General features: G+C 43.8%; 9 protein-coding genes. 7 read left to right on the top strand and 2 right to left on the bottom strand.

Annotated elements, in window-relative coordinates; genetic code table 11:
* Positions 1-435: 435 nt before the first annotated feature.
* Both POREN0001_RS08485 and POREN0001_RS08490 read right to left on the bottom strand, forming a co-directional pair.
* A complete protein-coding gene (locus POREN0001_RS08485) occupies positions 436-4,599 on the bottom strand; it encodes a serine protease (protein WP_115321296.1) in 4,164 nt (1,387 codons plus the stop codon).
* Complete coding sequence (locus POREN0001_RS08490) at positions 4,580-5,773, bottom strand: ComEC/Rec2 family competence protein (RefSeq protein ID WP_040581624.1); 1,194 nt, start codon at positions 5,771-5,773, stop codon at positions 4,580-4,582. Before POREN0001_RS08490 ends, POREN0001_RS08485 begins: the two co-directional genes overlap by 20 nt.
* A gap of 383 nt (positions 5,774-6,156) precedes the next feature.
* On the opposite strand from POREN0001_RS08490, the gene POREN0001_RS08495 reads away from it, so the two are divergent.
* The 7 genes from POREN0001_RS08495 (at position 6,157) to POREN0001_RS08525 (ending at position 15,346) form a co-directional block, all read left to right on the top strand.
* Positions 6,157-6,837, top strand: coding sequence for a TetR/AcrR family transcriptional regulator (locus POREN0001_RS08495; protein ID WP_004335301.1), 681 nt, complete (start codon positions 6,157-6,159; stop codon positions 6,835-6,837).
* A gap of 19 nt (positions 6,838-6,856) precedes the next feature.
* Complete coding sequence (locus POREN0001_RS08500) at positions 6,857-9,190, top strand: efflux RND transporter permease subunit (protein WP_040581639.1); 2,334 nt, start codon at positions 6,857-6,859, stop codon at positions 9,188-9,190.
* 46 nt (positions 9,191-9,236) lie between these two features.
* A complete protein-coding gene (locus POREN0001_RS08505; protein WP_040581626.1) occupies positions 9,237-10,019 on the top strand; it encodes an outer membrane lipoprotein-sorting protein in 783 nt (260 codons plus the stop codon).
* Entirely contained in the window at positions 10,016-11,290 is a 1,275-nt protein-coding gene (locus POREN0001_RS08510; protein ID WP_004335226.1) for a DUF1302 family protein, read from the top strand. Before POREN0001_RS08505 ends, POREN0001_RS08510 begins: the two co-directional genes overlap by 4 nt.
* Positions 11,291-11,784: 494 nt before the next feature.
* Complete coding sequence (murI, locus tag POREN0001_RS08515) at positions 11,785-12,618, top strand: glutamate racemase (protein WP_004335295.1); 834 nt, start codon at positions 11,785-11,787, stop codon at positions 12,616-12,618.
* A gap of 49 nt (positions 12,619-12,667) precedes the next feature.
* Positions 12,668-13,102: an META domain-containing protein gene (locus POREN0001_RS08520; protein WP_004335299.1), complete on the top strand. Its 435-nt coding sequence runs from the start codon at positions 12,668-12,670 to the stop codon at positions 13,100-13,102.
* Positions 13,103-13,135: 33 nt separating this feature from the next.
* Complete coding sequence (locus POREN0001_RS08525) at positions 13,136-15,346, top strand: S9 family peptidase (protein ID WP_004335369.1); 2,211 nt, start codon at positions 13,136-13,138, stop codon at positions 15,344-15,346.
* Positions 15,347-15,361: the final 15 nt, after the last annotated feature.

The raw sequence follows: 15,361 nt of genomic DNA on the forward strand, positions 1-15,361 counted from the left end.
GAAATGAGTGGATCCTCGAGTTTTCTTCGCCTTTTTCTCCTAATCTCCAGGGTAATAAAATTTTTGTTTTAGGCTGTACTTACCACGAAGTACAGCCTATTCTTTTTTCGGATTTAGGTATAAATATTTGAGGAATAGGTTACTATATTACCCCTGTTCCGATTTGCAGCCCGAAAGAACGCTTGCTTCCCCTCGTAAATCAGAAATCATTTCCATCTTTTACCGGACAGCAATATTTTTAAGTATGCATCCCTTCACAAAATGGCGTGGCTAAGGTGACGAATGAAGGGGGCGTGGCGAATAGATTCAACTTCTCCGGATCCTCACGGATGTTGGGAGGCGGAGAGATGAGATATGATTTGGACGAAAGAGGAGACTTAAGCTAGGCTTCATCTTGAGAGGCATCATCAGACTTATTGCTTTCTGTCTGTCCCATCATAAACTCCGAGAAAAATCGTTTGTCATATTATCCTCAACCTCTTTGCTTATACTTCTTTCTATTACTCGCATAGGTTGTATTACACTAACCTCATCATCTGGCTGATACTGATATGCTGCAGATAGGTCCTTCTTATTAAAATTCATCTTCTCTATCTTCTGGACTTTTTCTCCTAGAACATAATAGAACATCGTATATCCGTTACTTTTTAGGTATTCATTTAAAAGGTCTCTGCGCACAAATAGACCATTAATGAAATTCCCGTGATCAGTATTTAGAGCAGCCACACTTCCGTTAGATTCTTTTATTACCCCTCGAAATTCAGAACAATACAGATTCATTTGTTCCATCATCTCAACACAAGGCATATAAACTGTGCTCAAAAATTCATCATCTCGATCTATGCCTTCCCAGTCTTCTTGTAGTTGTGCTTCATAGGACAACTGCATATCACAAGGGCAATCATACGGACGAGACCACACCTCGTGTTCAACTGAAGATTTATACACATCAGCCCAAGGGTATTCATTCCACAGAAATTCTGTTACTCCATGATGCTCAGGCATCCATCGCCCATAGAAGTCCTTATCCCTTGCCCATTTTGCAAACTTATCAGCATCTTTTTGTTTAACGAATCCGGTATTACTAAATAAGAAGGTTTCTTTGTTCTGATCTTTAGTCCTATCATACCCTATTAGCATAACAAACTCTGCCCCTTCTTTATGTTTGACGATGCCCCTGAAGTCTGGTAGATACTCATTTTTGCTAATCCACTCTTCATCATCTTTCCCCTTTATCAATTGGTTCTCTATTCCTATTAGTCCAGCCTTTGGTTCATATTTCGATTCTATATCAAGCGTTGGATCGAAACGGGAAACTTCTGCACTGCTCCATGGATATGGATGAGGTGTAAAATCATTTGTCTCAGGTTCTTCGCCGTAGTAGTATTGTATTTTTGTTGTTTGATAAAGATCCATTAGGTGTGCATTTACCCTATACCAAGCTAGCCACTGAAATTTCTTACCTATTCTTTCCTGGTCGTTGTGTACTCTATAGGGTGAATATTTTCCATTATCCAAATATCCTAACTTATCGTTCCAACCGAATATATGCAAAATATAATAAGCCATTTCTGCTTTAATATCGTCAAGAGGTACCCCTCGAAAGTTCCCATCTTCTGTTGGCAGGAAATAATCCGTGCTCCGATTTCTCATATTGGTCCCAATGATATAACGATTGAAATCCTCAAAACTAAATAGGGAGTTATACATCATAATAGAGCCGTTTTGTGATCCGAAAAAATACTTGTCGATATCTCCGTTTTTGGAAATCTCCTCCAGATCAATTTGTTGAGGTTTGAAGGGTGTCTTAATATTTTTCCAATAGTTACATGTTTCGTCAATATAGTAAGCTCGCTCTATGATTTTCAGAGTCCACTGGCGGACTATCAAGTCCTGCGGAACGGAATCTTCTTTCTCGTAATAGCAATGATAAATATGTTTGGCTATGGAAGTCGTTAATATCTTATCTCTAGAAGGTAAAACAACTCCGTAAATAGCACAGAAGAGTCCTCCTGTTACATATGGATCATTGACTTCTTCAAACAAACTCACAAGCCACAAGATCAGAGTCTGATGTGTGCTTAAAATCTTTCTTAACTTTCTGATGATAATTGAACGGAACTTGGGATGCGAAGAACTTAGCATCCACGTAATGCGTATTAGATTCTTCCGTTTATCATCACTTTCTTCTAATGTCTGGCCTTGTTCCAGCAGAATCTCTTCGATATAATAATCGTCATACATCTCATACATTTGATTTACATAACGAGTCCATATTAAATCTCTGCTACCAATTTTAGGATGTTTTTTCAGCTTATTGTGTATCTCCAAGACCTCATTCAAAGGAACCTCTGTACATTGTTTAAGAAGGATCAGGGGATTAATCTTATCATTCTCAAGTCTAAGAAGAATGGATGTTAGTCCCCTATTAGGGATATCCGATTCCATCAGAAATTCATAATAGAGTTCATACAATGGGCCATCTCTTTGTAGCATTTTTTCATCACAAACATTCAGATTTTTATGATACCAACAATCAAACAATGCTTTCACAGTTGTCCTAAATTTTTCTGATGGTATATCCGTATTTCGTTCCAAGAACCTTCTCTCTCGGTCTATCCAACGTAACAGCCCCTTTACATCCATATTGGAACGCAACAATTCTCCCGCTTTATAGTAGTCGCCCAAGTTTTCATATTCAAACATAACGGCTGGAACTTCCGTATTCGAGTGGTCTTCCAAAAGCAAATTTGCCGTCAAACATGCATGTAGTAAATCTTGATTCCAGAGCCTATAAGGGGCCATTCTCTGACCATATTGGCGAGCTTTTTGTCTAGAGATTGGATTGAAATGCCCATAGTAGACGCTATGGTTTGCAAGTTTCGACATATAGCGATCTGCAATATGAAGTTCGGGATCCTCATTTATAAAATCTGTTACGATTTGGTTTTTCTTAGCCACATAGCGTTTATACAACACGTGCTTGTTAATATGCTGTTTTTCTTCTTCTGTCAGTGAATGAAAAGTCTCACAGAATATCTTTAGGAATAGAGGATTCTTGAAAGCTTCTATTCTTTGGGAGTTGCAGTTTGGGTCAATACCATATTTATTGAAATAGGCAGAAATGGCTCTGTCTTTGTCCGCAAAACCATCGATTGTTTGTACGTGCCACTTCCCGCTTTCGGAGAGATCATTTACTTCTTTGTCAAAAGGAGTACGGATCGAAATGACAAGACGGAAATGGTCATGTTTTTCCAATTCCGTTCGTAATGCTCCTAAATGATTGTTCCAATAGCTACACCCTAATCCTTCATTAATAGCATCTATTACTACTACTGTATATCTGCCTCGTTTCTTTAATTCTTCATTAAAATCCGTAAAACTCATCTTTTGGCAAATAGTGTCCTTAATTAAGTTGATCGCAGGTTGATTGACTTTGAAGTTTGTCCCAAAGAAAAGGTAAATATTAGCTTTTCCCTGTTTCTTCAGAGCATAATCACATAGACTGTGTGTCTTTCCTGAACCGGCTTTCCCGATCAGGCACGAGTTCTTTTTATGGGAGTATTTTATTCGTTCAAAATCTTCATCATTCAGTTGATTGACTTTTGGATATATATCCAATCCTCTGCTCCTTCTGTCAAAACCACTGAAAGGGTTCTCCCTTAGGTACTCATGGCAATGTCTCAGCAAGCCGCAGTCGTTAGCAATAAGTATATCTACATTTAGGGTCTGCTGTATCTTTAGCTTTTTCTGAATCATTTCCCTTTTTTTCTCAGGAAGCTGACATACAAACCTCGCTAAATCAATTGTCTTCTTTGTAACCTCGTCTAATTGTGATTTGTCAGAGATATAATCAAGGAGGTTTTCCAGATCCTCATTCTCTTGATGTAACTCGGGTGTATAGCGATCATGAATAGTTGCAATGGCATCTTTACATAGCTGTAGACTACGACCTATCCCTATTGTGGTAATATCATCTTCCGCCCAGTTCGTGTCATAGCTAATACCTTTAGCCTTAAGATGTTCTTTTACGGTAGAAATAGAAAGGTAACTCAGCATTTCATTAATTTGAAGTACAATGATACCATTTACCCGACCTGATATACTGACCACAGGAGATCCAGATAGCCCATCATAATTATGTAGGGTACATTTATCATCACGTGTTAGTGCTCGATCGTTCCATTCCCCATCTTTTATTTCAATACTATTTCTTACTTCCAAGTCCACCAAATTACGTCCCATGGCTAATTCCTGTGGATAGCCATATATATGGAGGGGCATGTTTTTTACATACTCATCACACAGTAGAGATAGTGATTCTGTGGAATGATAGCTCTCTTCCGGGGCTATAGTCAGCAATGCTAAGTCGATTTTTTTTTCTGTCGTTGATAACTCTTCTCCCCGACACAACAAAGTCTGTCCAGGCAGATAAATATGGGTAGGAGCAGATGCTACTGTACTTTGAAAATGTGCTTTTACTACATGGCGTGCTGTCAATAACTGTGTTTCGCTAATAAAGAAAGCCGTTCCCTGCTCAGATTCGCAGCGTACGGGAACTATTATAGTTTCTAATGTCTTAGCATTCAAATAACTCATACTCTTGTTCCGAAATAATAGTTACTACACCTAAGTCCTGCTTTACTTCTTTCTCTAGTTCGTCGATTTTTTTTGTGATATCGCACTGGTGACTGAAAACGATTTTTTTTACCTGATTATCCTTATGAGTTTCTGCTATTCGTCCGAAAGTACTCCATGTTGGATATTTTTCCCCTTTCCCTCCTGAAATGAAATACAGATGAGAGTTGATGCGCTCAAATAAAGCTCTGCTGTTGTTACCATTGCTTCCATGATGGGAAATCTTGATGGCGTCGCACAATAATGGTCGTGGTTCATTCTTATACTTGCAATCAATACTTTGTTCCAAAGTACTGGCAACAGCATCACCTAGCATAGCTATCTTGTGACCTCCACATTCCAGTATAAAAGCTATGGATGAATAGTTGGTGTCGGAATCGTCAATTGATTCTTCTTTGGCCTGTTCTCTTACATATGCCGCATCATAAACAGGACTGGTTCTCGCAGAAATAAGTTTCTCTCCAAATTTTTCTTGATGGGCATCTACTAACCTTATTAGTAGCTCTTGAAGTTCTTCTCCATTTTCTATGCTTTTAGTCCATTCGTGCATAAAGAACTTATCAAAAGCATCTTTGAATTTCTTGTCAATCGCTTTTAATGCATCTTGTGTGGGTGACAAGAGCACTATCTTCCCAAAATCGCCAGGAATGTCAAAATCCTTCATCTCGCAGGTGATTTTCTCAAATTCCCAAACTTTTCTCAGATTTTCATTTTCAAGGATGGTCCTAGCAAGTGTTTTTCCCTGTGAGGCACTAATTTCTCTATAGTTGATTGCATCAAACTCTACGGGTAGTACCTTTTGGATCTGCTTGATAATTGCTTTTTGCTGTTCATCTAACTCTATCGTTTCCCCTCCATTTCCCCGTTTATAACTATTATACCATATTTTGTCTATTGTCAACCCTTCGTGTTCTTTTAGCATAGTGGACATCCCTTGTATATGGTCGCTGTCTATATGGGTCGCTATAAGTAGGTCAATATGGTTTTGAAGTGTATCTTGTAAGTACTCTTTCAAGGGGGTTGTGTATTTCCCACAATCCACCATAATAACGTATTGCTTCCCATCTTCCTTTACCAAACGGATCACAATACAATCGCCTATACCAACATCAAATGATCGAAGAAAACATTTCATCCTTTTTGTAGATAACATTACGTTTTTACGAAGGTAGCTACATATTGTCAATCTGTCTACATGTCCATACGTTGTTGTTTATTTAATTCTTCATTATCTAGCTCTCTATTTCAGCTTGGGATGATAACCTCTATAATTAGTTTCTTAAGTCCTTGGTAATCAGTGTTTTTATCGGGGCGTAATCGATGCTTCTAGCAATAGTTGTATTCTGATTGTTTCTCTTTAGTTTGTCATAAGCATTTGACAGATAGGAGGGTATCGTACTCTCATGTGGGGAGTTTAGAGCAAAAAATCCCCATTGTTAGGGATTGCGAACAGTGTTCATCTATTTTACCTTTGCCTTTGATTAAAGAAGAGGTTAAGGAAATCATTTTGGAGTAGTAATGAGAAAAGAGAAAGGCGAGAGGGAGGAACCCCTACAAGCTATGGTCCCTAAGAAGAGGAGCGAAAAGCAACGAACGGGAGATCGCATGCGAGAGAAAATCTTACAAGTCGCGCGTGCTGAGTTTCTAGAGTATGGATTTAGGGATGCTTCGCTGCGGCGAATCGCCGTGAAAACGAGCATTTCCGTGAGCAATATCTACAATCATTACAAAAGTAAAGACGACCTTTTTAGAGCAGTACTGCAACCCCTATTAGAATCTTTTACTGAGATGCTTCGAGAGCATAATAGCGAGAAGAGTATGGAGCTGTATGTGGAGCAAACGGAGGAATTCCAACGGGCGATGATAAAGGAATTTCTCGCCCTGATGCTTCGTTTCCGCACTGAGTTAAAACTCCTTCTCCTTGGTTCGGGAGGTTCGTCGTTAGAGGGTTTCAAAGAAGAGATTATCCAACAGCAATCAGAGGTCGGGGTAGAGTACATACACAAGCTCAGGATAAAGTACCCCAAAGCGAATAGAGCGATTTCGCCTCTTTTCATCCGCATTTGCTCGCATTGGTGGCTCATTTTCATGCTGGAGTTGGTCACCAACGAAAGTTTGACAAAGAAGGATATAGAGCAGGCTTTGAGTGAGTATGTGTGCTTTGGTACAGCCGGTTGGAAAAGCCTGATGGGGATATAAATAGAACGCAAATAAGATGATAAACGTAGAACGAATCAATCGATGGTTCTTCCGTGTGGGAGACCGAATTATCCGCCATCGCTGGTGGGTATTAGCCGCCTTTGTGCTGTTGCTGGCAGTCGGAGCCAATGGGATGCGAATGCTCAATATCAAGACTTCGTGGGAGGATTATTTCCTGGAAGATGACCCGATGCTCCTACAAACAAAGGAGTTTAAGGAGGTGTTTGGTAATGATAATTACGCTGCGGTACTCCTTGAGTGTGACAATATATTCACCAAAGAAAAGTTAGAACTTATCCGCCGGCTCTCTAATGAGATGATGGATAGTATGACCTATGCCGATAAGATCACCTCTCTTACAGACATTGAGTTTATGGAGGGGAACGAAGAGGGAATGACGATTGAGCAGATTGTGCCCGAGGAGATCCCTAGTGATCCTGCCGGGTTGGCGGAGATACGGCGTAGAGCATTCCTCAAACCCAACATTGCCAATCGTCTTGTATCAAAGGATGGTCGCCTCTCGTGGATTTTGCTGAAACTGAGCCCATTCCCGGAGACAGGGGGAGCAGAGATGCTTACGGGCAAAGAGTTATATCACATCATAACCAAGCCTGAGTATGCTGCTCTTCATCCAAAGGGTACCGGGATGCCCTACCTTTCCGAACGAAAAGTGGAATGGGTGAATCACGAACTGCCCCTAGTGATGGGGATTGCGATCCTCTTTGCCATCTTTGTTTTGGCGTTGGCTACTCGTTCGCTTCGAGGGGTGGTTGTACCGGTAATAACAGCTTTCTCTGCCATTATTATGGCGTATGGTCTTACGGGTTACCTACGTTTGAGTATCGATAGTGGTATGATGCTTGTGCCGATGCTTTTGGCTTTTGCCGTCTCGGTGGCGTACAATATACATATACACTCTTACTTCCGAAGGCAGATGCGTATTCATGGCAAACGCAAGCAAGCGGCTATTGAGACCATAAGCGAGACCGGGTGGCCCACCCTCTTTAGTGCGCTTACCACCCTTGTAGCTCTCCTTTCATTTCTTGCCATCCCTATGGTGCCCATGCACTTTGTGGGTATTGCCACAGCGTCAAGTGTTTTCTTCGCCTTCTTTGTTACACTAATGGTGATGCCGACCCTCTTGAGTTTTGGTAAAGATAAACAACCCAAGGAGGGGGCTTGCAAAGAGGGGATGCATTGGTTAGATCGTAAGCTAGAGCTGTTTGGCAGCAATGTATTGCGGCACGAGAGATTGGTTTGGATTGTCTTCTTTGTTTTTACCGCAGGTATGATATATGGTTTTACCAAAATAGAACCTGCCTTTGATGTGGAGCGCACTCAGGGACGACGCATCCAGTACGTTCGGGACATTCTCGAAGTGGCAGAGAGCGAGTTAGGGTCCATTTATTCATATGATATAATGATTGAGTTCCCGGAAGAGGGGCAAGCCAAGACGCCACAGGCACTGCAAGCTCTCGACTCTCTTGCTCACCTTGCGGATAGTTATGTCCTTACCAAGCGTACTACTTCGATTCTCAATATTCTCAAAGACCTTAATCAGACGCTTCATGCGGATAATCCCGCCTACTATCGTTTGCCTGACACGTCAGACGAGATTGCACAGCAGCTACTCCTCTATGAGAATGCGGGAGGGAGCGAAGCCGAGAGTTGGATAGACTATGAGTACCGATTCTTGCGCTTGCGAGTAGAGATGGCAAACTACAATTCTGCAGAGATTGAGCGTGAAATGGCGGAATTAGTCTCTGTGGCAGGCAATTTGCTGCCCAACGCCAAGGTAACTCCTGTGGGTACAATGCCGCAGTTCTCGGTGATGATGCAGTATGTAGTACGTGGGCAAATCGTCTCTTTCTTGCTCTCGCTACTTATCATTGGCGTGCTGATGATGGTGGTGTTTGGTAGCGTGCGTGTCGGCCTTATTGGCTTGATCCCCAATATAATGCCAGCTATTGTGGTGGGGGGCTTGATGGGATTCCTCGATTATCCCCTTGATATGATGACGGCGACTATTATGCCGATGATATTAGGGCTTGCCGTAGACGATACCATCCATTTTATCAATCATGGGCATTTGGAGTTTGACCGCCAGCGCAATTACCGATCCTCGATACTCAAAACTTTTCACATTGTAGGTACTCCTATTGTTCTTACGAGCGTGATTATTTCTAGTAACTTTGCTGCCTATTGTATCTCCGAAGGTATGATGTTCGTCCATATGGGGATCTTGTCGGTTGCCGGGATGCTAACAGCTCTTCTTGCGGACTTATGTATTACGCCACTCCTTTTCCGCCGCTTCAAAATCTTTGGCAAAGAGGAGGAGAAAGAGGCTCAGTAATGGAGAAGAAACATATTCGATAGTAAAAGTATTATACCGATATAGTATGAAAAGAATAGCAATACTAGGCATTGCCGCGATGCTTGCCGTAAGTAGTGCCTTGGCACAAACCGGGCGTGAGATAGCCCAAAAGGTGAAAGATAGACCCGATGGAGATACACGTCAGTCGGAGATGACCATGAAGCTGATCAATAAGCGTGGTAGTGTGAGAGAACGCAAACTTATCTCCTACTCCATTGACGTAGGAAAGGGGAAGAAAGACCGTAAAACGATGATGTTCTTCCTTTACCCGGGAGATGTAAAAGGGACGGGGTTCCTTACTTGGGATTACGACGAAATAGGGAAAGACGACGACAAGTGGCTCTACCTCCCTGCCATGAAGAAAACCCGACGCATCAGTGGATCTTCTGCAAAAAAAGACTATTTCATGGGCAGCGACTTTACCTACGACGATATGGGGAGCCGCAATGTAGATGAGGATACGCACAAATATCTAGGAGAGGAAACAATTGATGGGCACAAGTGCTGGAAGCTGGAGTCTACCTCCAAAGATAGTCGGGATGTCTTTAGTAAGAAAGTCGCTTGGATTCGCCAAGATTGCTATATTCCAGTGGTAGTGGAGTACTATGATCGAACAGGGCGACTGCATCGTAAACTTGAGATCTCCGATATTCACAAAATAGATGGCTTTTGGACTCCCCAAAAAATGCAGATGACCAACGTACAAACAGAGCACAAAACCATCCTAGAGTTTAAGAATAGTAAGTTTAACACCCCCCTAGCCGAAGCCAAGTTTAGTGTTACTTCGCTAGAGAAAGGATCCTTATGATACAATTTGCTAGAATGCGCTGTCTCCTCCTATGGGGGGCAGCGTTGCTAACCTCCTTACCTCTCATGGGGCAAAATGAAGAGGGTACTTCTACCCCCTTTGACCTCAAAGGGTTTGTTGATACGTACCACGCTGTACGCAGTCACTCGCCTTTCCAATTTATGAGTTCGCGCACTCGTGTGCGAGGAGAGTTTGAGAAACACTTTGGGCAGTCGCTTGTGGGGGTCTCTATCAATGCTACTTATAACGCTGTTCGCCCTGCTGAGACGGGGATTCGTTTGCGAGAGGCTTTCTTCGAGCATCGGGGGGAGCACTGGGGGATACGCGCCGGACGACAGTTCGTTATTTGGGGTGCAGCAGATGGCGTGCGCATTACCGACCTCGTCTCTCCGTTGGATCTGACGGAGTTCTTAGCACAAGATTATGACGATGTGCGTATGCCGGTAAACGCCCTACGTCTATCGCTTTTCAATGAGACATTTAAGGCAGAGGGCATTTTCGTTCCTACTTTCGAGGGGTATAAACTCCCCACAGATCGCTCCAATCCGTGGAATATTTTTGCTCAAACTAAGGAGCATCCTAACCTTAATATTGTGTGGAACGACAAGGGGAGTACACCTGCGCTTAAACTTGCCAATATGGAGTATGGTCTGCGCTTGAGTGCGACGTTACCGGGGGTAGACTTCTCGGTGGCAGCCCTACATACATGGAATAAAATGCCCGTTATCACGCGGCAATTCCTATCCCCTACGGAGGTGCAGGTGGTGCCGCGTTATTATCGTATGGGCTTTGTGGGAGGCGATGTGGCTGTGCCTCTTGGGCAATTTGTCCTGCGTGGGGAAGCCGCATTCAATATTAATAAGCACTTTACATACAAAGGAGTAGGAGAGCAGCGTGGCTTCAATACCCTCAATTGGCTAACGGGTGTTGATTGGTACGGCCCCAATGATTGGCTCGCTTCGGCGCAATTTTCTATGGAGAATATCTTTCGGTATAGCGATCTTATTGCCCAAAAGCGCAATACCTCTCTCTTGACTTTTCAGCTCTCGAAAAAACTATTGGGAGCTACACTTGAGCTTTCGGACTTTACCTATATCGACCTGACGGGTAAGGGCTGGTTTAGTCGCTTTACGGCAGGCTATGCTCTCAGCGATCAAGTCCGTCTTATCGTTGGTTACGATTGGTTGGGAGCTTCGGAAGGGCACGACAGTCTCTTTGCTAACTACAAGGATAATTCGGAGTTTTGGTTCAAGGCTCGTTATAGTTTTTGAGTTTTCTCTCCCTTTCTCGTTGGGGAGTATCTATCTTTTGCGGCAAGCTGCCTCTCTCTAGAGGGGCAGCTTGTTTGTTTTTGTTCCTCCCGAAGATGCTTCTTTATCTTTCTAAGGAGCAAGTGAGAGGTGCATAAATGTCAAATGTTGCTTGAGGTAAATGTCAGATGTTGTTTTTTCGATTTTCTCTCTATGTCGCTTATTTACAAGGGTGTTTGTTTGTGTAATGTCAAATGTCTCGTTTGCGAACCGATATATGATGCCTTCTATCACTAAAATGCTTTCGGCGGAAGGCTTTCTGCCCGAATCACTATAATTCTTTCAGTTTGGGATGAAGGTACGGATGGCTTCCCCCTTTCCCTTTGACCTGTCTTTGTTCATGTTTTTACTATTTCTACGAGAGCATTCTTCACGCTATTGTGCGAAGATTTGGTATCTTTACACTCCGAACAGCGAAGACCTGTCCCATAAGAAAGAGCGATTGAGAGAATAGAATGAACGAACAGATTGCCCCAATTGGTATTTTTGATTCCGGTTATGGTGGGCTTACCATTTTGCGAGAGATTCGTAAACTAATGCCTCAGTATGATTATCTATATTTGGGAGATAACGCTCGCTCTCCGTATGGTAGTCGCTCCTTCGAAATCGTCTATAAGTTTACATTGCAGGCTGTAGAGCGTCTGTTTGAGATGGGGTGCCCTTTGGTTATCTTGGCGTGCAATACGGCGTCTGCCAAGGCATTGCGTACCATTCAGCAGCAAGATTTGCCTCAGATGAGCGACCCCTCTCGTCGTGTATTGGGGATTATTCGTCCCACGGTGGAGGCTGTTGATACGATCACAGCGAGTAAGCATGTGGGTATCTTGGCAACGGAAGGAACCGTCAGCAGTCATAGCTATCAGATGGAGATTGCGAAGCTTTTCCCTCACATTATCGTGAGCGAGGAGGCTTGCCCCATGTGGGTTCCTTTGGTGGAAAACGGCGAAGCCGATAGCCCCGGAGCCGATTATTATGTACGCAAACACCTTGATGCGCTACTTTGCAAGGATAAGGCAATTGACACAATTGTCTTGGCATGTACCCACTATCCCCTGCTGCGTCAGAAAATTAAAAGACTTATCACTCCCAGCATTACGGTGGTATCCCAAGGAGAGTACGTGGCTTCTTCGTTGCAAGATTACCTTGGGCGACAGACAGAGATGGATGCTCGTCTATCCAAATCCGGTTCTATCCGTTATCTGACAACGGAGCAAGCCGATAAGTTTGCGGAGAAGGCCTCCGTTTTCCTCGAAGAAAAAGTACAAGCTGAGCAGGCTACAATCGATTAGCCTCCGGAGTATAAATAGAAAAAGAAACATACTAGATAGATCCTTTCCTATGAAAAGAAAAATCGTTTTTACCATTATCTCTTTTGTTGCAATTGCCGCACTTTCTCTTTCGTGCTGCGCTAAGAAAGCGAGCAAAGCGACCCTCGATGGGTTGTGGTTTGTGCAGGTTCTTAATGATAATCCTATAGAACACTCCGAAGGGAAAAAGGAGATGACCCTCTCGTTTGATACCAAATCAATGCGCCTTGGAGGCATGGGGATTTGCAATAGCTATGGTGGGGACTTCCAGATGACACCCGAAGGTGCTTTCACGGTCTCCAATATTATATCCACACGCGTTGGCTGTGAGGGGATGGCTTTAGAGACAAGTCTCTTTAGAACACTGGAAAAGTCTGCCAAGATAAAGGTCAAAGGTGATAAGGCGGAGCTATACGATGCCGCAGGAAAGTTGATTGTGGTATTGCAACGTCAAGCTGAGAAGTAGGTCTTAGTAAGAGTAGATAAAACTATAAAGGCAATGAATATCCGTATTTCCGTACGTCCTTTTTGGGTTGTGATGGTGTTGTTTATGCTCTCTTCCATGGGGGTACAGGCGCAGCAAGGTAAGCGTCTTTTCTCTCTTAAGGAGATTACAAATTGGCATTTTTCTCCCAGAGGAGCCGGGGGGTCTTTCCGCTCGATGGAGGATGGTCGCTACTACACGACACTCAACGATGCCCACACCGCCATTGTGCAGTATGAGTTTGCTACGGGGCGTGAGGTCGGCACTCTTTTCGATCTTTCGCAGCTAGCGTCGCGTACCATTAGCAAGAATGGCGACTTTAAGACTCCTGAGAAAATTGACGATTATCAGATATCTCCTTGTGGCCATCATATCTTGATTATGACGGAAAGGGAGCGGATTTATCGCCGTTCGTCTCGCTCTACGACTTATCACTACGACGTGCGTCGTAAGCAATTTGAGCCCCTCAGCTCCGGCAAGCTGATGATCCCCACCTTCAGCCCTGATGGACGTATGGTCGCTTTTGTGCGAGATAATAACATCTTCATTCGCAAGTTCGACTACAACAGCGAGGTGCAAGTAACAACCGATGGCAAGCGCAATGAAGTAATCAATGGGGCTACCGATTGGGTCTACGAGGAGGAACTCTATTGCACGAAATTGCTCACATGGAGCCAAGATGGTGGCTATTTGGCATTCGTTCGCTTCGATGAGTCGGAGGTGCCGGCTTATAGCATGCCTATCTACGGGAATGGTCTTTACCCGGGAGAGTACACCTACAAATACCCCAAGGCTGGAGAGAAAAATTCGTCCATATCGCTGCATGTCTACAATGTGGATCAGAAGGTAGTACGCCCCGTGTCTCTCCCCATTGACAAGGAGAGCTACATCCCTCGTATTGAGTTTACACCTATAAACAATGCTTTGGCTGTGTGCACTCTCAATCGCCATCAAAATGACTTCCGACTTTTCTTGGTAGACCCTGCAACGCTTATTGCCAAGCAGACCTTACGAGATACTGATGCCGCGTATGTAAAAATCGAATGGGTGAATAGCCTTGCGATTGATGCCAAGGGCTTTACTATGGTGAGTGAGGCGGATGGCTATGCACACCTCTATCGCTATAGCACCACGGGTGAGCGTGTTCGTCAATTGACAAAGGGGGAATGGGATATTATCACCCTTTATGGTGTGGATAAGGAGGGGAATGCTTACTATCAAGCTGCCGATGAGACCCCTATTCGTCGCCGTATCCTCAAAGTTTCGCCTGTGGGTGAGACCAAGGTTCTTGCCGGCGAGGCTGGTATTAACCAAGCGACTTTTAGTCAAGACTTCTCCTACTTCCTCAATGTGTATAGCAGTAGCTCTGTAGCACCTCAGTACACAATCCGCTCTAGTAAAGACGGCAAGATACAGCGCACGCTCGAAGACAACAAAGACCTTACCGCTCGACTTGCGAAATATAATTACCTGCCAAAGGAATTTATCCAACTTGAGATTGGGAAGGGGATTACCCTAAATGGCTGGATGCAGAAGCCTGTGAATTTCGATCCCAATAAGAAGTATCCTCTCCTCATGGTGCAGTATAGCGGACCCGATTCGCAAGAAGTGCTTGATAAGTTTGAGATCGACTGGGAGTTCGCTCTTGCGCAAGAGGGCTACATCGTGGCCTGTGTGGATGGTAGAGGAACCGGGGCTAGAGGGCGAGAATGGCGCAAGTGTACCTATATGAATTTGGGCATCCTAGAGAGCGACGACCAGATAGCCGCTGCCAAGGCTTTCGGCAAATATAGTTACATAGATGCTTCGCGCATTGGCATTTGGGGCTGGAGTTTTGGTGGGTATATGACCCTCCTTTCACTCTGCCGTGGTGAGGGCACCTTTAAGGCTGGGGTGTCAATTGCCCCTGTAACGGACTGGCGTTTCTACGATTCGATATACACAGAGCGTTACTTGCGGACCCCACAAGAGAATCCCGAAGGCTATCGCAAGGGAGCTCCTCTCGCTTTGGCGGATCGCTTAAAGGGCAATCTACTCATTATCCATGGTAGTGCAGACGATAATGTACACCTCCAAAATACGATGGATTTTACCGAGAAACTGGTGCAGAGCGACGTGCCTTTTGAGATGGCTGTGTACACCGATCGAGATCATGGTATCTATGGCGGTAATACTCGCTACCATCTTTTCTCTCGGATTATTAACTACCTCAAGAAAAACTTATAAGGAAGAGGCTCAATC

Origin of the sequence: Porphyromonas endodontalis ATCC 35406, assembly GCF_000174815.1 — a bacterium.
GTDB lineage: Bacteria > Bacteroidota > Bacteroidia > Bacteroidales > Porphyromonadaceae > Porphyromonas > Porphyromonas endodontalis.